The sequence below is a fragment of the Streptomyces sp. NPDC003456 genome (assembly GCF_042878735.1).
GTDB lineage: Bacteria > Actinomycetota > Actinomycetes > Streptomycetales > Streptomycetaceae > Streptomyces.
Genome location: NZ_JBIAOK010000012.1, coordinates 1 through 23,002 on the forward strand (window position 1 = coordinate 1; position 23,002 = coordinate 23,002).

The 23,002-nt window shown below is 70.0% G+C and carries 17 protein-coding genes and 2 pseudogenes; 8 read left to right on the forward strand and 11 right to left on the reverse strand.

The features are described from left to right. The first annotated feature begins 432 nt into the window (after positions 1–432). Complete coding sequence (locus tag ACFYWG_RS33370) at positions 433–1,077, forward strand: hypothetical protein (RefSeq protein WP_389204459.1); 645 nt, start codon at positions 433–435, stop codon at positions 1,075–1,077. Beyond that, positions 1,043–3,715 carry a Helicase associated domain protein gene (locus ACFYWG_RS33375; protein ID WP_389204461.1) on the forward strand — a complete coding sequence of 891 codons (2,673 nt, stop codon included), beginning with the start codon at positions 1,043–1,045 and terminating at the stop codon, positions 3,713–3,715. Before ACFYWG_RS33370 ends, ACFYWG_RS33375 begins: the two co-directional genes overlap by 35 nt. Before the next feature lie 605 nt (positions 3,716–4,320). Here ACFYWG_RS33375 and ACFYWG_RS33380 read toward each other — a convergent pair. Continuing rightward, complete coding sequence (locus ACFYWG_RS33380; RefSeq protein ID WP_389204463.1) at positions 4,321–4,926, reverse strand: hypothetical protein; 606 nt, start codon at positions 4,924–4,926, stop codon at positions 4,321–4,323. A gap of 161 nt (positions 4,927–5,087) precedes the next feature. Here ACFYWG_RS33380 and ACFYWG_RS33385 point away from each other — a divergent pair. After that, positions 5,088–5,195 (forward strand): annotated as a pseudogene (locus ACFYWG_RS33385) (4-hydroxybenzoate 3-monooxygenase); the annotation flags it as partial. Positions 5,196–5,246: 51 nt separating this feature from the next. Here ACFYWG_RS33385 and mscL read toward each other — a convergent pair. The 6 genes from mscL to ACFYWG_RS33415 all read right to left on the reverse strand — a co-directional run bounded on the left by mscL (position 5,247) and on the right by ACFYWG_RS33415 (position 13,290). Further along, positions 5,247–5,690: a large conductance mechanosensitive channel protein MscL gene (gene mscL, locus ACFYWG_RS33390; RefSeq protein ID WP_383504135.1), complete on the reverse strand. Its 444-nt coding sequence runs from the start codon at positions 5,688–5,690 to the stop codon at positions 5,247–5,249. A 200-nt stretch (positions 5,691–5,890) separates the two neighbouring features. Next, a complete protein-coding gene (locus ACFYWG_RS33395) occupies positions 5,891–6,406 on the reverse strand; it encodes a hypothetical protein (protein WP_389204465.1) in 516 nt (171 codons plus the stop codon). Between the two features lie 418 nt (positions 6,407–6,824). Then, positions 6,825–7,712 (reverse strand): neutral zinc metallopeptidase, encoded by an 888-nt coding sequence (locus ACFYWG_RS33400; protein WP_389204467.1) that lies wholly within the window; start codon positions 7,710–7,712, stop codon positions 6,825–6,827. A 1,196-nt stretch (positions 7,713–8,908) separates the two neighbouring features. Next, complete coding sequence (locus ACFYWG_RS33405; RefSeq protein ID WP_389204469.1) at positions 8,909–10,651, reverse strand: endo-1,4-beta-xylanase; 1,743 nt, start codon at positions 10,649–10,651, stop codon at positions 8,909–8,911. A gap of 240 nt (positions 10,652–10,891) precedes the next feature. Then, entirely contained in the window at positions 10,892–11,494 is a 603-nt protein-coding gene (locus ACFYWG_RS33410; protein WP_389204471.1) for a DinB family protein, read from the reverse strand. 812 nt (positions 11,495–12,306) lie between these two features. Next, positions 12,307–13,290, reverse strand: a complete 984-nt coding sequence (locus ACFYWG_RS33415) for an ArsR/SmtB family transcription factor (protein ID WP_389204473.1) — start codon at positions 13,288–13,290, stop codon at positions 12,307–12,309. A gap of 143 nt (positions 13,291–13,433) precedes the next feature. On the opposite strand from ACFYWG_RS33415, the gene ACFYWG_RS33420 reads away from it, so the two are divergent. Continuing rightward, positions 13,434–13,835 carry a hypothetical protein gene (locus ACFYWG_RS33420; RefSeq protein ID WP_376333422.1) on the forward strand — a complete coding sequence of 134 codons (402 nt, stop codon included), beginning with the start codon at positions 13,434–13,436 and terminating at the stop codon, positions 13,833–13,835. Positions 13,836–13,974: 139 nt separating this feature from the next. On the opposite strand, the gene ACFYWG_RS33425 is transcribed toward ACFYWG_RS33420, so the two are convergent. Continuing rightward, a complete protein-coding gene (locus ACFYWG_RS33425; protein WP_389204475.1) occupies positions 13,975–14,631 on the reverse strand; it encodes a hypothetical protein in 657 nt (218 codons plus the stop codon). A 313-nt stretch (positions 14,632–14,944) separates the two neighbouring features. Between ACFYWG_RS33425 and ACFYWG_RS33430 the strand changes: the two genes are divergently transcribed. Further along, positions 14,945–16,270, forward strand: coding sequence for a DUF4241 domain-containing protein (locus ACFYWG_RS33430; RefSeq protein WP_389204477.1), 1,326 nt, complete (start codon positions 14,945–14,947; stop codon positions 16,268–16,270). Positions 16,271–16,434: 164 nt separating this feature from the next. Here ACFYWG_RS33430 and ACFYWG_RS33435 read toward each other — a convergent pair whose 3' ends face one another. Both ACFYWG_RS33435 and ACFYWG_RS33440 read right to left on the reverse strand, forming a co-directional pair. Then, positions 16,435–17,184, reverse strand: a complete 750-nt coding sequence (locus ACFYWG_RS33435; protein ID WP_389204479.1) for a helix-turn-helix domain-containing protein — start codon at positions 17,182–17,184, stop codon at positions 16,435–16,437. A 216-nt stretch (positions 17,185–17,400) separates the two neighbouring features. Continuing rightward, a complete protein-coding gene (locus ACFYWG_RS33440; protein WP_389204481.1) occupies positions 17,401–18,789 on the reverse strand; it encodes an MFS transporter in 1,389 nt (462 codons plus the stop codon). A 395-nt stretch (positions 18,790–19,184) separates the two neighbouring features. Here ACFYWG_RS33440 and ACFYWG_RS33445 point away from each other — a divergent pair, with 395 nt between their 5' ends. From ACFYWG_RS33445 to ACFYWG_RS33455, 3 genes are all read left to right on the forward strand, one after another. After that, positions 19,185–19,856, forward strand: a complete 672-nt coding sequence (locus ACFYWG_RS33445; protein WP_389204483.1) for a DUF4097 family beta strand repeat-containing protein — start codon at positions 19,185–19,187, stop codon at positions 19,854–19,856. A gap of 41 nt (positions 19,857–19,897) precedes the next feature. Further along, a complete protein-coding gene (locus ACFYWG_RS33450; protein WP_389204485.1) occupies positions 19,898–20,401 on the forward strand; it encodes a GtrA family protein in 504 nt (167 codons plus the stop codon). 135 nt (positions 20,402–20,536) lie between these two features. Beyond that, positions 20,537–22,801, forward strand: coding sequence for an MMPL family transporter (locus ACFYWG_RS33455; RefSeq protein ID WP_389204487.1), 2,265 nt, complete (start codon positions 20,537–20,539; stop codon positions 22,799–22,801). Between the two features lie 81 nt (positions 22,802–22,882). On the opposite strand, the pseudogene ACFYWG_RS33460 reads toward ACFYWG_RS33455, so the two are convergent. Further along, a pseudogene (locus tag ACFYWG_RS33460) lies at positions 22,883–23,002 on the reverse strand (2-oxoacid:ferredoxin oxidoreductase subunit beta); the annotation flags it as partial.

The window sequence follows — 23,002 nt, forward strand, 5'->3', positions numbered from 1 at the left end:
CCCGCGGAGCGGGTACCACATCGCTGCGCGATGTGCAAGCGAACACTCGCGCTGCGCGCGAGTGTTGCGCTCCCGCTCCGCGTGAGCGCTGGCGGGTGGCTGCGCCACCCGCACACCCTGCTTGCGCAGCAAGCAGGGTGACCGTCCGTCCGCTGCGCTCCCGGACCGGCGGGACTGTGTCCCGCTACCAGGCTTCCGCTTCGCTCCAGCCTGGCCGGCGGGTCCGCTGCGCTCCCCGCCTGAGGTCCTTCCGGCTGCGCCTCCAGAACCGTTGGGCCCGCTGGTGTGGGCCGGCTGGTTACGAGGGGTGAGAGGCGCTCGGGCGGGTCGGGTTTCTGTATCGCGGCTCCTCGGACTGATGCAGCATGTACTGTTGGCGAAAACAGGAGACACCCCTCAACCTCAGTGAACCGGCTCAGGAGATGACTGCTCGTGGACAGAGAAGAATCTTCTGCATTCTGTCACGCGGTGTGGGACGTGCTCGTCCCCGCACGCGCGGCCTACCTGGCAGCCGTATCACCTCACTATGACGAGGTCTTCTGGGATGTTGCGCAGCACGTCGAGCGTGCCGGCAGTCTTGGTAAGAGGGACATCGCTGCCTTGGTCGTCTGGAAACGCCTTTCTGCGCCGACCCGTTGGGTAACAGCTCTCATGTCGCTGCCCGACAGCCAGGTGCGAGCCGTCACCGGGCAGGCCGTTGCGTCAGTCCAGGACCTCACTCTCTCGCGCGGTGAGGCGGCTCAGGCGGGGCGCAGTGCCATCTCTGAACTGCCCGGGTTCGTCAGGGGTGACGCTCTCGCGTCGGCCATCCTGACCTCGGCGGCTCCCACGCGGATGGCCGTCTACGACCAGCGTGTCCAGCGCGCCATCGACCTCCTTGGGCTCACACTCACAGACCGTCCAGGCCGCTACGGCCGCTACATGGACCTCCTCGACACCCTCCTCAAACACAGCGGAGGACGCGCAGACGGCTGGACCCCGCGCGATGTCGACACTGCTCTGTACTGGGCTGGAAAGAATCCTGAAGGGAGGGGCTCCCAAATTGCAGAGGATCACTCCGAGAGAACACCAGGTTGACCAGATATCGGCGTTCCGAAAATGGGTAGGATTCCCGGCAAGATCACCTGTGCCCCCGCAGGGTGCCCGGGGCACAATCGTGTCAGCGACCGGTTCGGGCAAGACGATCACGGCTGCCGCGTGCGCGCTGGAGTCGTTCGCGGACGGCCGGATCCTCGTGACCGTGCCCACCCTGGACCTGCTCGCGCAGACCGCCCAGGCGTGGCGCCTGGTCGGTCACCGGGCGCCGATGGTCGCGGTGTGCTCGCTGGAGAACGACCCGGTGCTGAAGGAGCTGGGCGTGCGGACCACCACCAACCCGATCCAGCTCGCCCTGTGGGCCGGGTCCGGGCCCGTGGTCGTGTTCGCCACGTACGCCTCCCTGGTGGACCGCGAGGACATCGACGCACCCGAAGGCCAGCGGAAAGTCCGCGGGCCGCTGGAGGCCGCTCTGGCGGGCGGGCAGCGGCTCTACGGCCAGCACATGGCGGGCTTCGACCTCGCGATCGTCGACGAGGCCCACGCAACCGCCGGAGACCTTGGTCGCCCGTGGGCAGCGATCCACGACAACCAGCGGATCCCGGCGGACTTCCGGCTCTACCTCACCGCGACCCCGCGCATCCTCGCCGCGCCCCGGCCCCAGAAGGGCTCCGGCGGCCAGGAGGTGGAGCTCGCGACCATGGCCGACGACCCGGACGGGACCTACGGCGCGTGGATCGCCGAGCTGGGCCTGTCGGAGGCGATCGAGCGGGAGATCCTCGCCGGGTTCGAAATCGACGTGCTGGAGATCCGCGACCCCTCCCCCGTCCTCGCAGAATCGGAGGAAGCGCGGCGCGGCCGGCGCCTGGCGCTCCTGCAGACCGCGCTCCTGGAGCACGCCGCCGCCTACAACCTCCGTACGGTCATGACCTTCCACCAGAAGGTCGAAGAAGCCGCCGCGTTCGCCGAGAAGCTGCCGGAGACCGCTGCCGAGCTGTATGCAGGCGACGCCTCGGACGAGGACCTGGCCAAGGCGGAGCAGCTGCCCGCGTCGTCGATCGGCGCGGGGTTCTACGAACTCGAGGCCGGCCGCCACGTACCCCCGAACCGGGTGTGGTCGGCGTGGCTGTGCGGCGACCACCTCGTGACCGAACGCCGGGAGGTACTACGTCAGTTCGCAGACGGCATCGACGCGACCAGGCGCCGGGTCCACCGCGCCTTCCTCGCCAGCTGCCGCGTCCTAGGAGAAGGCGTCGACATCACCGGCGAACGGGGAGTCGACTCCATCTGCTTCGCCGACACCCGCGGCTCCCAGGTCGAGATCGTCCAGAACATCGGCCGCGCGCTGAGGCTCAACAAAGACGGCTCCACCAAGGTCGCCAGGATCATCGTGCCTGTGTTCCTGGAGCCCGGTGAGGACCCGACCGACATGGTCGCCTCCGCCAGCTTCAAGCCGCTCGTAGCCGTGCTCCAGGGCCTGCGCAGCCACGACGAGCGTCTCATCGAGCAGCTCGCCTCCCGCGCTCTCACCCACGGCAAACGCACGGTCCACCTCCAGCGCGACGAACAGGGGCGGATCGTCGGGGCCGGCGGCGAGAGCGACGGTCAGCACCAGGAGCAGAACGACACCGACGCCGCTGCCGGACCCGCGCTGCTGCACTTCTCCAGCCCGCGCGGCGCAGCCACGATCGCGGCGTTCCTGCGCACCCGGGTCTACCGGCCCGAGTCCCTGGTGTGGCTCGAGGGCTACCAAGCCCTCATCCGCTGGCGGAAGGAAAACGAGATCACCGGCGTTTACGCCGTTCCCTACGACGTTGACGTCGAAGTAGGAGCGACGAAGGCATTTCCGCTCGGGCGGTGGGTCCACCAGCAGCGCAAAGCCCTGCGGGCCGGGGAGCTGGAGGACCGGCGCAAGGTCCTCCTGGACGCGCCGGAAGCCGGGATGGTCTGGGAGCCGGGCGAGGAAGCGTGGGAGAACAAGCTCGCCGCGCTGCGGTCCTACCGGCGGGCCACCGGGCACCTCGCGCCGCGGCAGGACGCGGTGTGGGGCGAGAGCGAGGCGATGATGCCCATTGGGCAGCACATGGCCAACCTGCGCCGCAAAGGCGGCCTGGGGAAGGACCCGCAGCGGGCCACCGCACGCGCAGCGCAGCTCACCTGGATCGACCCCGACTGGAACTGCCCCTGGCCGCTGAACTGGCAACGCCCCTACCGGGTGCTCGCCGGCCTCGCCGCCGACGAGCCCGGTGGCGTCCTCCCCGAAATCGCACCCGGCGTACTCTACGAAGGCGATGACCTCGGCAAATGGCTCCAGCGACAGAGGAATCCGAGCACCTGGGCGCAGCTGTCCGAGGAGCAGCAGGAGCGGCTGACCGCACTGGGTGTGCAACCCGTCCAGGCACCCGCTCTGGCCCCGACAGTCCCGCGTGTGACGAAGGACCCGAGCAAGACTCAGCAGGCGTTCCAGCGGGGACTTGCGGCCTTGGCGCAGTGGGTGGAGCGGGAAGGCACCCACCGGCCGGTGCCGCGCGACGCGGTCGTCGAGGTCAAGGTCGACGGCGAAACGGATCCGACGTCCGTCAAGCTGGGCGTGTGGGTCTCCAACACCCGCGCGAGGCGGGACAAGCTCGCCCAGGACCAGCTGGCCGCCCTGCGGGAACTGGGCGCGGAGTGGGCGTGAGGCGTACCGAACACGTACGAAGGGCGTACCTACCGCGCAACCGTACCGGCGCACATCGGCGGCGGCCGCCGCAGAGGGCAAGCGGCTGCTACGGGTCCGCAGCGATGCGACTGCTCGACCGCGACGCGCGTGTCAGACCGGAGGCTGAACATCCTGGTCCGCGCAGCTGCCGCAGCCGGCGAACGCACCTCCCGCGCAGACACTCCTTGCCGCCCTCGTCGCCGCCGTAGACGTCGACCCCGAGCAGATAGCCGCTCTGCTGGACCACTACCGTCGCCTACCAGCCGACGCACTCACCGGCGGACCAAGAGAGAGGCGACTTGCCTGCCGCCAAAACTGATCAACCCAGGCCAGAGCACCCGCTTCTGATCACAACAAACACCGCTCCTGGACAGGAACTGCATTTCGCCATCGGCATGCGATGGACGCAACCTCCGTGAGGAGGGACGGGGCGTGGCGACCAGCGTGCCCAAGGGGTCGCGGATGAAACCGGTCGTCGCGCCGGAGACGTTCTGGCCGGTGACGCCGACCGAGTCCCGACGGCGTCCTGGGTGATGTTGCAGGGACCGGGTGCACAGGTGCGACCGGCTCCGCCGCTTGCCCGGTCAGGGTCGAAGACCCGCGCGTCGCAGCGTCAGCGTCGCCAGGTCGGCGATGACGTCAGGGTCCCCGCGACGCCAGGCGTCGGCCAGGCCGCCCGGTGGCGTGGCAAGCGCGACCAGCGGCCGCTGCGGCCCGATGAGCGCACGCAGCGCGAGGAGGTCGGCGCCGCCGGGGGCATCGAGGAGGCGACGAGTGGTGGCGCTCCGCCGGATCCACCGCAGCCGTGGAACGAGCCACAACACCAGGATCACGGTGGTCGGAAGGACGATCAGGGCGATCGTCGTGAGCGTGGCGACATGGCCCACGGTGTCCTGCAACGACTGTCCGGCATCGGAGAGACTCGTGCCGGCCTCGGCCGCGGACTTGAGTGGCTTCTTCAACGAGTCACCGACGAAGGGGACATTCGAGGCCACGTTGCCCGCATCGTCGAGACTGGAGGCGAGGCTGTCGCCCGCGCTCTCGGCTTTCCGCCCGGGCTCGGCAAATGTCAGGATCACGTCACGGACGACCAGGGCGAACTTCACTGTGCTCGCGATCAGGAGCAGAGCGATCAGATCCGCGATCAGCTGACGACCCCGACGCGCTGGGCTTTGGGCGTAGAGACGCATGGACGTGCTCCTGTTCCGACGGCGACAGCGGGGGTGACGGCGAGGATCGGCGGGTGGCTTGACGGTACATGGGACGCGCGGACGATATCGGGGTACGCACGCTCAGGACGGTCACGCCCTCCACCAACCGGCCGACACGCGCATCGACTGCGGGCGGGGCCTTGGAGCACCGGGACCGCAGCTACGTCGAGCAGCGCCAGCGCGCCGGCATCCTCGAGCAGGGCACCGTCGACGTACTGCGGGCGTGCGGCGCTGCCGAGCGCCTGGACCTGGGGAGCGGTTCGGCGTCGGACGCCGTCGCCAACTCCGGCAATGTGGGGTCACCCGGCGCGCTGGGTTGTCTCCCCGGCCTGAGCGGGTACGGCGGGCAGGGAGACGGTGCAGGAGGCGCAGCGTCGGGCCTGGGCGGGTACGGGGCTGAGGCATTCGGGGCAGTCCCGTTTGGGGGCCTGGACGTCGTGGTGCGGGGCGAGGCGTTCGTGGAGCTTGTTGATCGGGAGCACGACCAGGAAGTAGAGGGCGCTGGCGAGGAGGAGGAAGCTGATCGCGGCGTTGATGAAGGCGCCGTAGGGGAACTTGGTGGCGCCCAGGGTGAAGGTTTTGTGGCTCATGTCGCCGGTGGCGCCGGTGGCCAGTCCGACGAGTGGGGTCAGGAAGGCGCTGACGAAGCCGTTCACCACGGCGGTGAACGCTGCCCCGATGACGATGCCGACGGCCAGGTCGACCACGTTGCCGCGCAGGATGAAGCTGCGGAAGCCCTTCACCTTCTCACCCCTCGGGAGCTCTTGACGTCGACGGGCGGCACCGAGAGCACGGTCAGCCCTTCCTCTTCGCCTCGGATGCCCTGTCACCCGTCCTCCATGCCGGTCCGGCCGTGCGGCGCGGTGATGTACGTCAAGCACCCAACGCGCGGCCTGAGGGGGGCGGCTTCTCCACCGGGCGCTGTGACCGGTGAGCGCTGGGGTCAGCCGTTGGGGAGTATCGGGCCGGCCGGGGTAGCGAGTGTCTGGTGAGCGTGGGGGCAGGGCGTGGCAGACGTGGTTGCGGGAATGCGCATCCGGCGCAGGAGATCACGGGTGGTGCGCTTGCGCAGCGTGCTGCGCCAGGTCAGTCCCGGGTGGCGGGACCGTAGGTGTGACAGCGCACGGGTGCCCAGACCGGTGCTGTGGAAGCGTTCGTCGATGGTGACGGTGGTGATGACGCCCTGGGCGCAGTCGGTGCAGATCTGGTAGCGGACCTGGCCGACGACCTGGCGGATGTGCACGAGGAGCAGGCATTCGTCGCCCGGTCCGGGGTGGTCCGGGATGTGCGTGGACAGGAAATCGATGGCCCGGTAGGCGAGGACGCGGCGGCGCAGGCGGCCGGTGCGCCGGCCTCGGCGTGAGTGCTTGGCGCCGTTGTGACCGGGCGTCGATGTCTCGGCGGTGGAGGCCTGGCCGATGAGAGTGCTGTTGGTGGGACGCGCATGGTGTCCGTGCATGACGTCTCGGGTGCCCGGACAGCCGACGGATACCCGTGCAGAGCCAGAGGTGCCGCTGCCCAGCATTCGAAGAACCGCAGACAGTCGGCAACCTGACGAAGCACTACGGGTGAGGTGAGTCAGAGATTCTCGGGTGATTCTCGCGAGCCGCCTGCCGTGCCGGCGGCCGGACTCGAGCAGGCCGGGCCGGACCTGGCGGCCGCCCTGCACCCGGCTGATGGCCGCCGATGTGACGAGAATGTCTGACTCAGGTCATTGGCTGCGCGGCGACGGCAAGGGCTTGGAAGCGGTCAGCCTGTCGAGGCAGCGCTCCCACGTGGTGCCGGTTGTTGACCACCGACCGCGGGACGGCACGGCACGCGATCTGTCCCCCAGCGGCGGCTCCCAGCCGGGCCCCGTGGCGTGGTTGTCGGCGTCGTCAGTTGAACGTGTTGCAGCTGGAGACGCGGCCGGAGCGGTAGCCGGTGGAGAACCATTGCTGGCGCTGATGCGCGGAGCCGTGCGTCCAGGTGTCCGGTGTGACCCTGCCCTGGTAGCGCTCCTGGATACGGTCGTCTCCCACGGCGGCGGCCGCGTCCAGCCCTCGGTTGATGTCGTCCTTCGTCAAGTCGGTGATCAGTGGCTTACCGCTCTTGGGGTCGGGGGTGGTGGTGGCGTGGTGGGCCCACACTCCGGCGTAGCAATCCGCCTGCAACTCGAGTTTCACCGAGCCGCTGTTCTGGCCCCTTCCGCTGCCGCGGGAGATCGTTCCGCTGAGGTCCTGGACGTGGTGACCGTATTCGTGCGCGATGACGTAGGCCTCGGCGAACGGGCCACCCTTGGCGCCGTACTTGCTGCTCAGGTCGTTGAAGAAGTCGAGGTCGAGATAGACCCTGTCATCGGCTGAGCAGTAGAACGGGCCGACGTCGGAAGTCGCGTTCCCGCAACCGGTGTTCACACTGCCGGTGAACAGGAACGTCGGGGCCTGCTGGTAGGGCTTGCCCACGGCTGTCTCCGTCTGCTTCCAGAATGCCTGCACGCTGTCGACCACAGCGACGATCCGGCACTCCTCCTTGCGGTTGGCGTCGGCACCGGTCCGGCAGTCCGCCGCGAGGTCCGCGGCTGACGTGCCGGACGAGGACGTGTCGCTGCTGCCCGAGTCGAACATCCCGGGGTCGACACCCAAGAGCACGGACGCGACCAGCACCACGAGCCCGACCAGTCCCCCGCCGATGGTCTTCCCGCCGCCCGGGATCCCGGCCAGCGCGCCTTGCCGCCCGTCCACGACCTCGGACGTGTCCAGAGCAGCATCGTCGTCGAATTGCATACGGACCCTCCCTCAAGCAGCGCGCTGGGCCGCCCCGCGTCGTCACGCTCGCCTACCCCGTACGAGGACATCCCCATCCCGTCCTCTTCCTGCTCCGCCTCTGGCAGGAGCCAGCGGGCGACGCCGCGACGCCGCTCTGCGGGTTGCGTCCGTCGACGCGGTCGTCCCCGCCGACCCAGAAGTCGACCGGGAGCAGCTGCGCGCGCTGGAGAAAGGTCGGCGCTCCCCGCTCGCTGCACTGGCCGATCAGGCCGCCCCGGCCTGACCCGGGCCGCTGCTCACCGACGCCGCCCTCTCCCCCGCGTTCGCTTCGCTTGCTCGGTGAGCATCGGCACCAGCCCTGCCCAGGAGCGAGGGGGTCATGCCCGCTGTGTCACGATGCCCTCACACCACGCACCGTCCAGGGGGGACACATGCGCACCCGCACCACCACGCTCGCCGCTGCACTCCTGCTCGCCACGCTCACGGCCTGTTCCGGGCCCGGCCACACCGAGGGTGAAGGCCCCGACCCGACCCCCAGCGCCAGCCCGAGCGCGCCGGCCACGAGCAGCCGACCCTCCGTTACGCCTTAAGCCGAGCGCCTCCGCCGATGCCGGCACCGCCGCACTGGAGGACGCCGTCAAGCGGTATACGGACGCCTACTTCGCCGCCGAGACGAGCACCGCACACCGCATGCTGTCCGACCGCTGCCGCAAGGAGATCAACCCGCTGTTGTACGGGGAAACGCTGCGGCAGGCAAAGAGGGACTACGGCTCTGACCACCCGGCGGCGGACATCACGGCCTTCTCCGGATACAAGGTCGACATCTTCGCGGGAATGGAGGTGATTGCGCCCGCCCTCAACCTGAAGAGACATTCCGACTCCGGGAGTTATCCCGCCTTGACAATGACCGCTGGAGCGAGTCCGACATAATCGCCAGACAATCTGTATCAGTTTGCCGACTTCTTTCGAAATCCCAACGGCTTGAAGACCCTGTTGAGGGCCTCCAGGAGAATCGAGTCAACCATCAGCCGAACCTCTTGTACGTGTCGAGATGGCCAGTCCAGCTCTGACCGCCCCGCCCATCCTGGTGGAAAATAGCTGGTCAGCGTCTACACGACCTCGGTCCCATAGGCTGAAAGGGGCCGGCTCCGGGGAAGACGCTCTTTGACTCTCACTACCATCGACGCCGCACCGAGAGATCGCACCTTGATTCCTCACGCCTCGTCAAAGGCCTCGAGCAAGCGCTCGTACGCCGGCTTCGGCCGTAGGGCCGCGTCCCACGGCAGGGAGTCGGCCGTGCGCGGAGGATAGATCTTGGTTTCGGCGGTGGAGCCGTACCGGTCGGTGAAGCCCCATGTGGATAATGATGTGCAGTTCGGCTCTTCCAGGCAGACCCGCAGCTTGCCCGCCATCTGATCAGCCTGGGTCTGCTGCCCGTCCTTCTCGTCCTCACTTATGGGGACGTCCATCTCGGACACCCGCGCCTGGATCCCGAGTTCCGCCAGTTCCCGCAGGTGGCTGCGGAAGGTCTCGGGGTCGGTGCGGTCGCCGGGTGCGTATTCATGGTTCTGGAAACCCACGCCGTCGATCGGGACGCCGCGTTCCTTGAGCCGCTTGAGCAGATCGTGAAGCGCGTCCCACCGCTCGCCTTCCTCCTCGACCCCGTACTCGTTGAGGAACAGCCGTGCCTTCGGATCGGCCCGGTGGGCGGCCCTGAACGCCTCGTCGATGTACTCCTCGCCCATGGCCGCGAACCATGGGCTCTGCTCGGAGCGCAGACCGAGGTCCCCGTTGGTGTAGCTGTCCTCGTCGTCGGACATGGGCTCGTTGACCACATCCCATTCCGCGACCTTTCCCTTGAAGTGCCCGGCGACCATGGCGATGTGCCGGAGCATGGTCCGGCGCACCTCTTCGGGGTCGGTGTCGTCCCGCATCCAGGTGGGCAGAGCCTCGTGCCAGACGAGGGTGTGCGCATGCACCTTCATGCGGTTTGCGCGAGCGAAGCGTACGAGTAGGTCCGCGTCGTGGAAGTCGTAGACGCCCGGGCGTGGGTGGAGGAACTGTGGCTTGAACGCGTTCTCGGGGGTGAGCATGGAGAACTGGCTTCCGGCGAGCGCCCGGTAGCGTGAGTCGGTGAGCAGCGGGTTCTCGGCCAGGGCGGTGCCGACGTCGAAGGGCCGCCCCGCGTCTGCGGCCCGCGCGCGCAGCGAGTCGTCGGTCTGCTTCTGGCGTAGCTGCGGCGCCTTGATCACGCGGAGCGCGTCACCGCTCTCTGCCCGCGCGGTCAGCTGCGTCAGGCGCCATCCTTCGCGGCGCTCGTCTTCGCCCGGGTCCGCCTCCAGGCCGAACCAGACAGTGCCCTCGGCGAACACCCCCGGGTCGTGCACGGTTCCCAGCCGCCGCCCGTCGGCTTTCACGCGGAAGGTGTCACCGATGCTCGACACGGCGAGTGTCACCGTCCCGGAGCAGCCGCAGTCGAAATGCTTGGAGGTGGCAGGCTCATCGCCCTCGCCGTCCCATATCTGTACCTTCACTTGTCCGTCGGCGGTCACGCCGACGCGGAGTGAGGGCCGCTCCTGCCGCCACTCGTCGTAGATGACCGGTACACGTCCGTACAGCCGCAGCCATGAGTCGCCGTCATCGTCCCCCACACCGGACATGCGCGCGGTGACGGTGAAGTCGCCGTCGGACCTCAGATGCGGGCCGGCGAGGTTCAGCGGGGGGTTGGGCTGGCCGCCGGAGGAGTCCTGCTCCACGATGCGCCGATCCAATGCGCTGACCCGCAGGATGTCGTTGTGCGCGGTGGTGCCCGGCATGTGCGTCCAGTCGTGGTTCCGCAGCAGGTCTTCGTCGTTTCCGCCGCGTGCGCCTTCGCGCTGGCCCGTACACCCGGCCGCCACCGCCAGGACGAGTACCACGGCGGTCAGTCGCTGCCATGTCCCCCCACCAAGGCCCACGGCCCCTCCCGCTCTCTTGTCCGAGACGAGATCAACGTCTCGAAATCGGGCCACAGTTCATCACACGTGAGGTACGGCGGCCTTGTGTGGCACGTCCCAGCTCGTGTGGCGGAGCGGGCCCGGATCCTGTGTCCCGCCCGGGCGGCTTTGATCGGCGGCATGAAGTCGAAGGTCGTGGTTTCCGTGCTCGGTGTCGCCCTGGTGGCTCTTCTCGGGCTGACGGCCAAGGCGTGTGAGTCTCTACAGGGCGGGCCCGCCTTGATGCCTGACTGACGCGGCCGATCTGGCGGCCTGCTCGATCTTGGCCCAGTGCGCGATGCGGGCGTCCTCATCGATGTGCATCTCGTGTTCGGGGCGCATCCCGGTTCGGCCGTCGACGCCTTCGCGCAGGATGTCGGCATGCCCGGCATGCCGGTTGGTCTCGCCGAGGACGTGGACCAGGATGGCGAACAGGTTCGTGTCGGAATGAGGCTCCGGCCACCACGGCACGCGGCCGGGGGCATCGAGAGCAAGCTCGTCGATCGTCGCGTCGGAATGTTCCCACGTGCGCCGGTAGAACCCGATGATCTGATCGCGAGTCTCGTGCTCGCCCGCCCACAGATCGCTTCCGTCGTGGTCCTGCCACCGGGGCAGCGGTTGCGGGGAGGGCCGGTCGAAGACCTCGCCGAAGTACCTGGCCTCGACACTGGCCACGTGTTTGACCAGGCCGAGGAGGTTGGTCCCGGTCACTGTCAGAGGTCGGCGGGCGTCGTATTCGGACAAGCCGTCGAGTTTCCAGAGCAGCGCCTTGCGGTCCCGCCGCAGTCTCCCGTGCAGCGTGTCCTTCGCGAAGTCATCGATCATGCGGCATGAGCCTGCCATGGGCTGTTCGTGGCCTCAACGTCCCGTGTGTGCTGGGGACCTGGCGCGTCTGACCGGGGCGGGTGCCGAACCCGGCGCGTAGGGGCCCTTACTCTGGAGCGTCGGCCCGCTCGCCCTGTTCCGCCGGTGGGGAGCGGACCGTCCCCACTCCCGGTCAGTCGCCTTCGGGTAGGCCCAGTTGCTCGGCACGCGCCGCCAGCAGGGCGTCCAGGCCGGCATGAAGGCGAGGCCAGTTGGCGTCGTGGTCTCACCGCGTGGCCGGGCGGGATGTCGAAGGCCAGCGCCAGCCGGATCGCAAGGTGATGCTCGCCCACCGTGGCGATCCATCCCGTACACCGGCGGTAGGCGTGGGCCGTGCCCGGCTGGTCGAGGTGGCAGGTGACCACAGGAGCGCCGAGCGGTGCCTCCGCTCCCGGCCTCCCGTCAGCTCGCCGCAGCAATTCCGTGCCCTGCTCGCAGAACGCGGTGAGATCGGCACCTGCGCCACGGACACCGCGTAATGGGGCGGCCCGGCCACCCGCTACGACAAGACCGCCACCATCTACCTGGCCGGGCTCCGCATCGACGCCATCCTCATCTGGTCGGCGAGGTGATCCGGGTGAAGCGGCCTAGGGCCTGTCGTTTGGATCTTGGCGCAGGGCATCGGCAGCACAGGTGAACGCCGGTGAGCGGGGTCTGGTGCGTGCAGCTGCAAGGCGGAGGAGGGAGTCGATGCGGAGCATCGGCGAGTGACGACAACGCGGCAGATGCGCGTGCCGGGCCCCGCGTCTGCGTCATGATCCGAACGACAGGCCCTAGGTGTCTGTCGAGGTGCGGCGATACAGCACCGATCGGCCGGACCGGGAGCGGGTGACGAGACCCGCTCGATGCAGTACGCCCAAGTGGTAGGAGACGGTCGCGGGGCTGAGGAACTGGCGCGCGGCCAATTCCGTGGTGGAGGCCGGTTGTGTCAGCGCGGCGAGCAACCCGGAGCGGGTGGGGCCGAGTAGCTGGGCCATCTCGGCGGAGGGCTTTGCCGGGGCGAAGGCGCGGGCGATCGCTGTGCTGCGCACGGGATAGACGAGTGTCGGGGGCTTGTCTTCGTCGTGGGTGGGGTCCACGTGCGCGGCCGGTCGTGGTGCGACCAGTGATGGCATGACGACTATCAGGGGGACGTCCGGCAGTGCGATGCGCAGACCGCTTTCGACGTGAAGGGTTCCGTCCTCCCAGCGGAGGTCTTGGTGCAGCGAGTTGAAGAGCTTGGCTGCTCCTTGCCGCGCGAGTACGCCGGCACAGCGGTTGAGCTCCGCATGCAGAACGGCCTCGGCGGCTTCCCAGTGCGGGGCGAAGGCCAGCTCCCAGTAGCGCCGTAACTCGTCCGCCGCCTGCCGGGCCATCTGCCCACCGCCCCGGCTCATGGCGCGTCGCACCTCTCTCGGCAGCTCGCAACCGGCGAGGCCGTTGCGTGGCCGGCCGCCGCGCAACGCCTGCATTTCGGCCAGCACACGTCCGGGCGGGGTGCGCCGGACCCGCTGCAACTCCTCCTCGATGCTGGGCGAAGGGCCGGGCGGGAGTGGACTGAGGAAGTCGGGCACGTATCCGGGCCCGTCCAAGGCCAGCGCGGACAGCAACGGCAGTCGCGCCCGGCGCAGGACGCGCCGTGCGCGAGCGACCCACGGGGCGGCTTCGGGGGACGGCTGCAGACCCCAGGGAAGCAAGGTCGCCGTCACCTCGGACAACGGCGAGACAGCGAAGCGGGAGCGAGCGAGCCCGGCAGCGCCCACGGTGAGCTCGATCATGGCCCCCGACCTGCTCTCTCGCGCCGCGACGATGCATTCGAACCTGCTCGAATGCTGCCACAAAGCGTCGCTGCGGCAAGGGAGATCGACACAAAGTGGTGAGGCACCAAAACCGATGCTCTCTTCTCGTACGGAGGACGGAAATGATCTCGAAACTGCGACCCACGCTCGTGCTGGCCGCGACAATCCTCGGCCTCACGATCGCCACCGGCACGCCCGCAACTGCAGCGACAGGGGGAGGATGCGGCGCCAAGGAAACGACCGATGCGTGCATCAGCAAGTCGGGGAACTACGTGTACGCGGACTTCTACCAGAACGCCACGCCGGACAGCAGCAGCACCAAGGCTGTCCTCACCCTCTACAACAAGGGGGCGGCGGTGAAGTCGGCGACGTACGCCCTCAACCGGACCGGCCGGTTCGGGCCGATCAGCTACAACGTCGCCACGCTTCCTGTGACCAGCGGAAGTGCCTACTCCTGCGTGAAGGTGTACACCAGCACGGGCGCCCTGCACCGCACCAGCTGCAGTCCCACGCTGTACTACTGACGCCTGTCGGCGAGGTCGCCGGCGACGCGGCACAGCATGGCGGGCTACGTCGCGCACGGCCCCGGCAGCGGCGAGCGCCCGTGCGTCGACCGCGGCGTGCGCTGGCCGCCTCCGGGGGCAGGCGGCTTCCCAACAGCTTCTAGTCACTCAGGGTCAACCGGGTCACATCGGGCATCTCCTGGATCGCCTCCTTGTCGTCGGTCCTGGCCAGTCCGCTCTCCGTCAGCAGCCGCAGCCATCTGTCCCGGTACCGGCCGCGCCGGTCACGTTGCGTGACTGCGCCTGGTCCGATCATGGCTGCGACGAGCTGGGGGTAGGCCGGCCCGAGGACGAAGCGGTCGAAGAACGTGACGATGTCGTTGGCGAACACCAGGAGGTCGATCGTTTCGTCCGGGTGCTTGTACAGGTGGATGTAGTCGTCGATGTCGTAGGAGTAGACGTCCCCGTCGTCCGGGTCCAGCCATATGCGGGAGCCGCACTCGATGTCCTCCGGGGCGCGGTGGCGTTCGCAGCCGATGGGCAGGGGGCTGCCCAGTGGGCAGTTCGGATCGGTCGCCCGGGCCGCCCACGCGGCTGGGTCCTGGACCTCGTCGGGCTGGAAGAAGCGGAAGTGGCCGGCGCCCAGCCGGGAGAAGAGGCCGAACACCTCGGTGACCCCGTGCGGCAGTTCCGCAACGGGCTCCGGGTTCCTCGTCCTGTCGATGATCACCCCGAAGCCGTGCTCGGCCTCCACCTGTCTGATCAGTTCGAGCTTGGAGCGAATCCGCTCCAGCCCTTCCCGGCGCCCTTCGTCCATCGGACATCCCCCTGTTCTCGTCATCTCGGCGTGAGGAGCAGGGCGGAGAAAGGAGCATGCCGAGGCGGGGCAGCCGTCTGCTCAGACATCCGCGCGAGTGCTCCACGATGACATCACGGCCGGGCCACGTCGGCCCGGGTTCCGGGCATGTTGGGTGCCGGATACGACCACCACCCGGTGCCGGCCGGCCTGGGCAGGTCGATGTCTGCGCGGGCTGCCGTCCCAGCCGCCGACTGCGGGACACCTCCACTGGGCAGCGGCTACCTTGCAGCTCGGCTCAGGACCAAGGCAGGTTGCAGGAGGAGGAGCGGCGATGGTCGTCGAGGTGGTCTACGCGCAGGCGTGGGATCTGGAGGCTTGTGCGCCCTGGCGGCCGATGTCCGCCGAGGAGGCCCGGCAGCGGGATGCCGCCGGGCTTCCGTACGTGGTGGTGTACCGGGAGCCGGGCCGGGAGGCCCCGCTGGAAGTCCGGCTCGTCTCCTGGCGGGACTGCTACGTGGGGCTGTGGGTCTACGACGCCCAGGGCCGCCGCACCTATGACCTGGACCTGCGGTTGCTGGACGACCCGTCGCGGCTGCTGCGCCGGTACTCGGTGGGCTGGTACTACACAGACCCGGAGATGGCGGAGTTCGACCAGGCGTGCCCCCGCATCACCGTGGAGCTCTTCCCGGACGGGAGGGGCCGGCGGACGGAGGAGCGGCAGGGGCAGGGTGGGGGCTCCTACGTCACCTCACCCGTACTGCGGGACGACGAGCGCTGGATGGACCGCCCCGCCTTCGGGGAGTGGCCGCTGCTCTCGGCCCAGGTCCACGGGCTCACTGAGCCGCCGGCCTTCGAGACGGCTGAGGTGGCCCTGGCAGCCCAGCCAGGTGACGCAGACGCCCCCGCTGCCTGCTGGCGTCCGCCGCGCCCCGCGCAGCCCGGGCCCATCAACGAGTTGTTCCGGCCCGGGGTGCGCGTGAGCGACGGGTACCACCCGGAGATGACCGTCGTGGAGCCGCACCGGGTCGGCACCCTGCGCGTACCCAGCGGGCTGCTGGCCGTCTCCGGCCCGGACCTCGGCCACGGCGACGGGCCGCGCATCACCGTCCCCGTCCCGCCCGGGGAGTACGTACTCGACGAAGCGCGGGTCCGCTTCAGCTACCACTGCGAGTGGCGGGACGCGGAGGTCACGACCACGGAACCCACGGCCGTCCGCCTGCTCGTCAGCGAGACCCCCGCAGCGACCTGGGAGATGGCCCTCGGTCCCGATGACGATCCCCGGCTGTTCGTCGAGCAGCAGACAACCGGCTTCGACACCGACGGCGCCACCGGCTGCTTCGCCGACGCCGCGGCCTGGAATCACCTCATCGCGCTCTTCGAACGCGGGCTGATCCGGGGAGAGTCGGACCTGGACGGGTACGAGGACCTGGACGACGGTTCCATGTTCATGCAGCGCACCTGGGACGAGGCTTCCGGCGGCGAGCTCATGTCCTTCGCGACGACCGGAGACGGTACCTACCCGGTGTGGGTCGGCCGCTCCGAGGCCGGTGAGGTGATCGGCGTCGTGGTGCTGGTGGAGGGGATGCCCGAGCTGCTCCCGGAGCGGGACGGAGCCCCCACCGATGCGGCTGTGCGGGCAGCGTCCAGGCTGGGGTGAGACCGGCGCCGCCTGGCCGGTGGATGGACCCTTGCCGGATGCTGTCCGACGTGCCTATGGCAGGGGGCTAAGCGTACGAAATGCGTACGTCTGGCGTACCTGGGCCGCACACAGGCCGTGCAAAGAGCGCTCTTGCACGGCAGTCTGGGTTGGTCGGAGCGTAGTCAGGGCGCGTCGGTCGGTGCGTCCGGGGGTGCGGTCCCGGACTTGGTGTGGAGGACCTCTCGGGCCTGTTCCGCGGCGCGGATGGTGCTTTCGCGGACGTAGTCGAGGAAGCGGGCGATGTTCTCCAGGCGGGTGGCGGCTGGGGTGCCGGGGCCGAGGATGCCGACGCCCTCCTGGGAGGCCTTGACGACCTGGGCGAGGGACGCGGCGCTGGCGATCATCGCCTGGTACCAGACGTCGTCGCCCACGAGGTAGCGCTCGCGGCGGCGCTCGTCGCGCTCGCGGCGGATGAGGCCCTGGCCCTCCAGGAACGCGATCGCCTTGGAGATGGACGCCGGGCTGACCTGAAGGCGCTGGACGAGTTCGGCCGCGGTGAGGCTGCCCTCGTCGGTGGTGTAGAGGCAGACCAGGACCCGGGACATCATCTTGGGCACGCCCGACTGCATGAAGACGCCGGTGAGCGTCTCCTCGTACGCGCGAACCGCCTCGGGATCGCGGCCGTAGGGCTGTTCGGGCGCCTGCTGTCCGCTGCGGGGCGTGGCCTGCCGGCGGCGGTGCGCGCGGCGTTCGGCGGTGAGGTGGGCCAGGTCGGCGCGGTAGGAGGTGGGGCCGCCGTTGCGCATCACCTCGCGTGTGATCGTCGAGGTCGGGCGGTCCAGGCGCCTGGCGATCTCCGCGTAGGGGAGGCTGTCGGCCAGCCCGAGCGCGATCTGCTGGCGTTCCTGCTGGGTGAGTCTGCCTCCCGGCATGGCGGTCTCCCTCGTGGTGCGTGGTGAGGCAGCTTAGCGTCCGCCTTTCTTTCATTGCAACGGATGGGGAGAGTGTCGTTGCGTTAGGCGATCATCCATTGCAACGGGATCGGGAGTGTGAGATGCACGTTCTTGCTTTCGGCGCAACATGTTGGTTGCTCTGTGCATGAATGCAACGTAGCGTTTCAGGCGGCCGGAAAGTTCCGCGTGCGGTGCTCAGCGGCGGCGCAGGAGCAGTGCCGCCAGTAGGGCGCAGGCCGCGAAGGCCGCGCCGGTGGCGAAGCCGCCCTGCATGCCGCCGGTGTGGGAGGAGACCATGACGAGCGTGGCCAGGCCGACGGAACCGCCCACGGACTGCACGGAGTTGAGGACGCCGGCGGCCGTGCCCGCCTCGTCGCCGCGCAGCCCCGAGGTCGCCAGGACGGTCGGCGGCAGCACACAGCACGCCATGCCCGCGCCGAGCAGTACCAGCGCCGGCAGCACCGTGCCCCGGTAGCCGTCGCCCGCCTGGAGCGTGGCCAGCCACAGGTTCCCGGTCACCAGCAGCACGGCGCCGGTGACCCACAAGTGGCGGGTGCCGAGGTGCCGTTCGAGCCTGCTCGCGGCGACCGCCGTCACAGCCATGGTCACGGGCAGTGGCAGCAGCGCCCAGGCGGTGGCCAACGCCGACCAGCCGTGCTGCTGCTGGAAGTACTGGCTGAGGAAGAAGTACGTGCCGATCAGGGCGCCGGGCGCGGCGAGGGTCCCCAGGTAGGCGAGCAGCCGGTCACGGTCGGCGAACAGCCGCGGCGCCACGATGGGCTGCCGTGCCCGTCGTTCCACGGCCGCGAAGACCGCCAGTGTCGCGGCTCCGCCCAGCACGCAGCCGACGGCCACCGGGTCGCTCAACTCCCGCTCGGCGGCCTGGGTGAGCCCGTAGATCAGCAGGGCGGCGCCCAGCACGGACAGCAGCGCGCCGGGCAGGTCGAAGCGGCCGCGGTGGCGGGGCGTCTCGTCGAGCACGAGCGGCGCGACCAGCACGATCGCCAGGCCCAGGGGAACGTCCAGGTACAGCACCCAGCGCCAGGAGGCGAGAGAGGTGAGCGCGCCCGCGAGGAGCAGCCCGCCGGCGGTGCTGACCGCGCCCACCATCGTGCACACGGCGATCGCCCGCCTGCGGGCGGCCGGCTCCGTGAACGTGCTGAGCAGCAGGGCGAGTCCACTGGGGGCGGCCAGTGCCGCGCCGGCGCCCTGCACGGCCCGTACGGCGATCAGGAACTCGGCGGACTGGGCGAGGCCGCGCAGTGCGGCGGCCGCCGTGAACAGCGCGACCCCCGTCAGGAACACCTTGCGGCGGCCCAGGATGTCACCGGCCCGGCCGCCGAGCAGCAGCAGGCCGCCGAAGGCGAGGAGATAGGCGTTGACGACCCACGCCGCGCCCGTGGCGGACAGTCCGACGGCCTCGCGCAGGCCGGGCAGCGCGATGTTCACGATCGGGTCGTCGAGCTGGATCATCGCGTTGCATCCGGCGATCACGGCGAGGGCGACGGCGCCCCGGGTCCGCTCGCGGCCGCGCGGTGCGGGCGCCTCGGGCACCACCGTCGGCTCCGACGCGTGCACGGTCATGAACGGCCTCCTGACGGTGGGCGGACGGCGCCTGGTCGTCTGCCGACGTCCCAGGAGTCTCGGCCAACGTCCCAGGAGTCACCGGAGGATCGGTTCAGCCCTGCTCGAGACACGGGGGGCCGAGGGGCGGTTCAGCCCCGCTGAAGACACGGGGGGCCGAGGATCGGTTCGGCCCCACTCGGGACACGGGGGCCGCAGTGGACCGGCCGGCAGCGTTCACTTCGATTCATTGCAACGACACCGGGTGGCTAACGTTGCGTTAGATTCCTAATTGTTGCAACGATTTCGCCTCTCTGAGCTGCTTTGACTTCCATTCCATGCAACAAGTTGGTTGCCGGATCCACGAATGCAACGTAGCGTTTCCATTGTCTGAAAAAGCGAGCTAGGAGTCCGAGATGCAGACGTTCAAGACCCCCGCACCCCTGTCCGTCGTCCTGGACGTCCCCGCCGGGAACATCCGGTTCACGGCCGGCGACCGCGCCGACACCACCGTCGAGGTCCGCCCCGGCGACCCCTCCAGGAACCGGGACGTGAAGGCGGCCGAGGCGACCGAGGTGACGTGCACCGACGGCGTCCTGCGCATCGAGACCCGGCAGGAGACGAACCCGGTCGTCGGCGCCTCCGGCTCCCTGGAGGTCATCGTCGAACTGCCCGCCGGCTCGCGGGTGGAGGCGCGGTCGGCCGACGGGGAACTGCGTGGCGCGGGGCGGCTCGGCGACGTCGTCTTCGAGGGCGCGCAGGGCCTGGTCGACCTCGAGGAGACCGCGGGAGCCCGGCTGTCCCTCCAGGCCGGCGACATCACCGTCGGCCGGCTGGACGGCACCGCCGAACTCACCACCCAGAAGGGCGACCTCACCGTCACCGAGGCCGTGCGCGGCACGCTCACCCTGCGCACCGAGCACGGCGCCATCACCGTCGGCGCCGCCCGCGGCACCTCCGCCACCCTCGACGCCGGCACCGGATACGGCCGGATCGACAACTCCCTGACCAACACGGCCGGTTCCGCCGCCGAGCTGGTCGTCCACGCCACCACCTCCTACGGCGACATCACCGCCCGAAGCCTGTAACAGCACCCCCCGCGCACCCGCCCGTGAGGAAGGACGCCGCCATGACGCCGCTCGCACACAAGCCCGCTGTGACGGCTTCGGCCGGTCCCAACCGTGCCGCCTCCTTCCTGCGCTTCGCGGTCCTCGGCGGCGGCGTCGGGGTCCTGTCCAGCCTCGCGGTGCCGCTGCTGGCGACGGCACTGCCGTGGGCCGTCGCGAACGCGGTCGTCATCGCCGTCTCGACCCTGCTGTGCACCGAGCTCCACGCCCGTTTCACCTTCGCCAAGGGGCGGGGCGCCCGATGGCGCGAGCACTGGCAGTCCGCCGGCTCGGCGGCGGCCGCCTGCCTGGCCACCAGCGTCGCCGTCGGGGTCCTGCACCTGGTGCAGCCCTCCCCCGGCCTGCTCACCGAGCAACTCGTCTACCTCGGCGCCTCCGGCCTCGCCGGCACCGGACGCTTCGTCGTGCTGCGCCGCTGCGTCTTCGCCGTCCCCCGCGGGCGGGCCGTACGGCCGCTGGTGCGGCAGGGCGCGGTGCGCGTGCCCGTGCTGACGACGGCCGCCTAGCTGTCGTCAGCACGCCCGTCCGCCCCGCTGGTCGACGCGTCCGTCACAGCCGCCGTCCCGTGCTCGGCCGGGCGGCCGGCCGCATCGCCATGCGGTTCCTCATCCCCCCTCCCCTCGACGGAAGTGCGGTTAACCGTGGCTACCTTCCTCTACAAACTCGGCCGTTTCGCCTTCCGGCGGCGCGGCTTCGTGACCCTGCTGTGGGCGCTGATCGTCGTCGGCGTCGGTGCCGCGGCCTCCTCCGCGCCCACGCCGCCGACCGAGCAGTTCTCGATGCCGGGCACCGAGTCGCAGAAGGCGTTCGACCTGCTCGAGGAGAAGTTCCCCGACGCGGGCGCCGACGGCGCCACCGCCCGTGTGGTCATCCGCGCGCCCGAGGGCAAGGAGATCGCCGACGAGAAGCCCGCGGTCGGCGCACTCCTCGGCGAACTCCGCAAGGCGCCCCAGGTGGCCGGCGTCGCCGACCCGTTCGCCGCCGGCACCGTCAGCAGCGACGGCCGGACCGCCTACGCCGTGGTGTCCTACGAGGTCACCGCGCCCGACCTCACCGACGAGGCGCACGAGGCGCTCACCAAGGCCACCGACCGGGCCCGGGCCGGCGGACTGACCGTCGAGGCGGGCGGTGACGCCGTCCCGATCGAGCAGACCGTCTCCGGCACCGGCGAGCAGGTCGGCGTCCTCATCTCGGCCGTCGTCCTGCTCCTCACCTTCGGCTCGGTGATCGCCGCCGGCATGCCGCTGCTCACCGCCCTGATCGGCGTGGGGGTCGGCGTCTCCGGCATCACCGCGCTGGGCTCCACCCTCGGCCTGTCCGCGACGACGTCGACGCTGGCGATGATGATCGGCCTCGCGGTCGGCATCGACTACGCCCTGTTCATCGTCTCCCGCTACCGCTCCGAGATCGCCGAGGGCCGCACGCCCCAGGAGGCCGCGGGCATCGCCACCGGCACCGCCGGTTCGGCCGTCGTCTTCGCCGGGCTCACCGTCATCATCGCGCTGGGCGGCCTCGCGGTCGTCGGCATCCCCATCCTCACCAAGATGGCGCTCGCCGCGGCCGGCACGGTCGCCGTCGCCGTGCTGATCGCCGTCACCTTCGTGCCCGCCCTGCTCGGCTTCGCGCCGCGCCGGGTGCTGCGGGTCGCGGACCGCCGTCTCGTCCAGGCCAGGAAGCCCCTGTCGGCGCGCAAGCTGCGCAAGTCCGAGGCGAAGGCCGCCAAGCTGGCGGCGCGGACCAAGCCCGCCCTGGCCACGCGCTGGGCGTCCTTCGTGGTGCGCCGCCCGCTCGGGGTGCTGCTCCTGGCGGTGGTCGGCCTCGGCGCGATCGCCCTTCCCGCCACCAAGCTGGAGCTGGGCCTGCCCGGCGAGGGCACGATGGCCACCGACACCACCCAGCGCAAGGCCTACGACCTGCTGTCGGACTCCTTCGGCCCCGGCTTCAACGGCCCGCTGACGGTCACCGTCGAGGGCAAGGACGCGGCCGCTGCCGGCGCCAAGGTCGGCACGGAGCTGAAGAAGGAGGGGCGGATCGCCTCGGTCTCCCCGGCCACCGCCAACAAGGCCGGCGACACCGCCCTGTTCAGCATCGTCCCGAAGACCGGCCCGACCGACACCGAGACCGAGAACCTGGTCAAGGACATCCGCGCCCGGTCGACGGAGCTGGCGGCGTCCTCGGGCGCCACGGAGATCCTGGTGACCGGCCAGACGGCCCTGTTCATCGACTTCTCCCAGACCCTGTCCGACGCCCTGCTGCCCTACCTCGGCCTGGTGGTCGGCCTGGCCTTCCTGCTGCTGCTCCTGGTGTTCCGCTCGGTCCTGGTCCCGCTGAAGGCGGCGCTCGGCTTCCTGCTCTCGGTGAGCGCGGCGCTCGGCGCGCTGGTCGCGGTGTTCCAGCTCGGCTGGGCCTCCGGCTTCTTCGGCATCGACCAGACCGGCCCCATCATGACGACGCTGCCGATCTTCATGATCGGCGTGGTCTTCGGCCTCGCCATGGACTACGAGGTCTTCCTCGTCACCCGCATGCGTGAGGCGTACGTCCACGGAGCCTCGCCGAAGGACGCCGTCGTCACCGGCTTCCGGCACAGCGGCCGGGTGGTCGTGGCCGCCGCGCTCATCATGATCAGCGTCTTCGCGGGCTTCATCTTCGAGACCGACGACCTGGTCGCGATGATGGGCTTCGGCCTCGCCGCGGCCGTCCTGTTCGACGCCTTCGTGGTCCGCATGGTCATCGTCCCGGCCGTCCACTCGCTGCTCGGCGACGCCGCCTGGTGGCTGCCGCGCTGGCTCGACCGGCTGCTGCCGAACGTCGACGTCGAGGGCGAGAAGCTCCAGCGGCACCTGCACTCCGCGGCCCCGGCCGGCCCGCGGCCCAGCCCCGAGCACGAGAAGGACCTCGTGCACTGACCGACCGCACCGGCACGTGGAAGCGGCCCGGCCCGACCTGACTCCAGGTCGCGCCGGGCCGCTTCGCGTGAGCCGCCCGCGTCAGCCGACGACCGTCCAGGTGTCTCCGCCGGCCAGCAGGGCGGCCAGGTCGCCCTTGCCGTGCTGTTCGACGGCCTTCTCGAGCTGGTCGGCCATCTGCGTGTCGTAGACGGGCCGGTC

Excerpts from the sequence above, each read along its gene's own strand:
- ACFYWG_RS33395 (WP_389204465.1), bottom strand. The coding sequence starts at position 6,406 with ATGCACGGACACCATGCGCGTCCCACCAACAGCACTCTCATCGGCCAG.
- ACFYWG_RS33420 (WP_376333422.1), top strand. The coding sequence starts at position 13,434 with ATGATCTCGAAACTGCGACCCACGCTCGTGCTGGCCGCGACAATCCTC.
- ACFYWG_RS33440 (WP_389204481.1), bottom strand. The coding sequence starts at position 18,789 with ATGACCGTGCACGCGTCGGAGCCGACGGTGGTGCCCGAGGCGCCCGCA.
- ACFYWG_RS33400 (WP_389204467.1), bottom strand. The coding sequence starts at position 7,712 with ATGCAATTCGACGACGATGCTGCTCTGGACACGTCCGAGGTCGTGGAC.
- ACFYWG_RS33450 (WP_389204485.1), top strand. The coding sequence starts at position 19,898 with ATGACGCCGCTCGCACACAAGCCCGCTGTGACGGCTTCGGCCGGTCCC.
- ACFYWG_RS33410 (WP_389204471.1), bottom strand. The coding sequence starts at position 11,494 with ATGATCGATGACTTCGCGAAGGACACGCTGCACGGGAGACTGCGGCGG.
- ACFYWG_RS33445 (WP_389204483.1), top strand. The coding sequence starts at position 19,185 with ATGCAGACGTTCAAGACCCCCGCACCCCTGTCCGTCGTCCTGGACGTC.
- ACFYWG_RS33380 (WP_389204463.1), bottom strand. The coding sequence starts at position 4,926 with ATGCGTCTCTACGCCCAAAGCCCAGCGCGTCGGGGTCGTCAGCTGATC.
- ACFYWG_RS33425 (WP_389204475.1), bottom strand. The coding sequence starts at position 14,631 with ATGGACGAAGGGCGCCGGGAAGGGCTGGAGCGGATTCGCTCCAAGCTC.
- ACFYWG_RS33430 (WP_389204477.1), top strand. The coding sequence starts at position 14,945 with ATGGTCGTCGAGGTGGTCTACGCGCAGGCGTGGGATCTGGAGGCTTGT.
- ACFYWG_RS33435 (WP_389204479.1), bottom strand. The coding sequence starts at position 17,184 with ATGCCGGGAGGCAGACTCACCCAGCAGGAACGCCAGCAGATCGCGCTC.
- ACFYWG_RS33415 (WP_389204473.1), bottom strand. The coding sequence starts at position 13,290 with ATGATCGAGCTCACCGTGGGCGCTGCCGGGCTCGCTCGCTCCCGCTTC.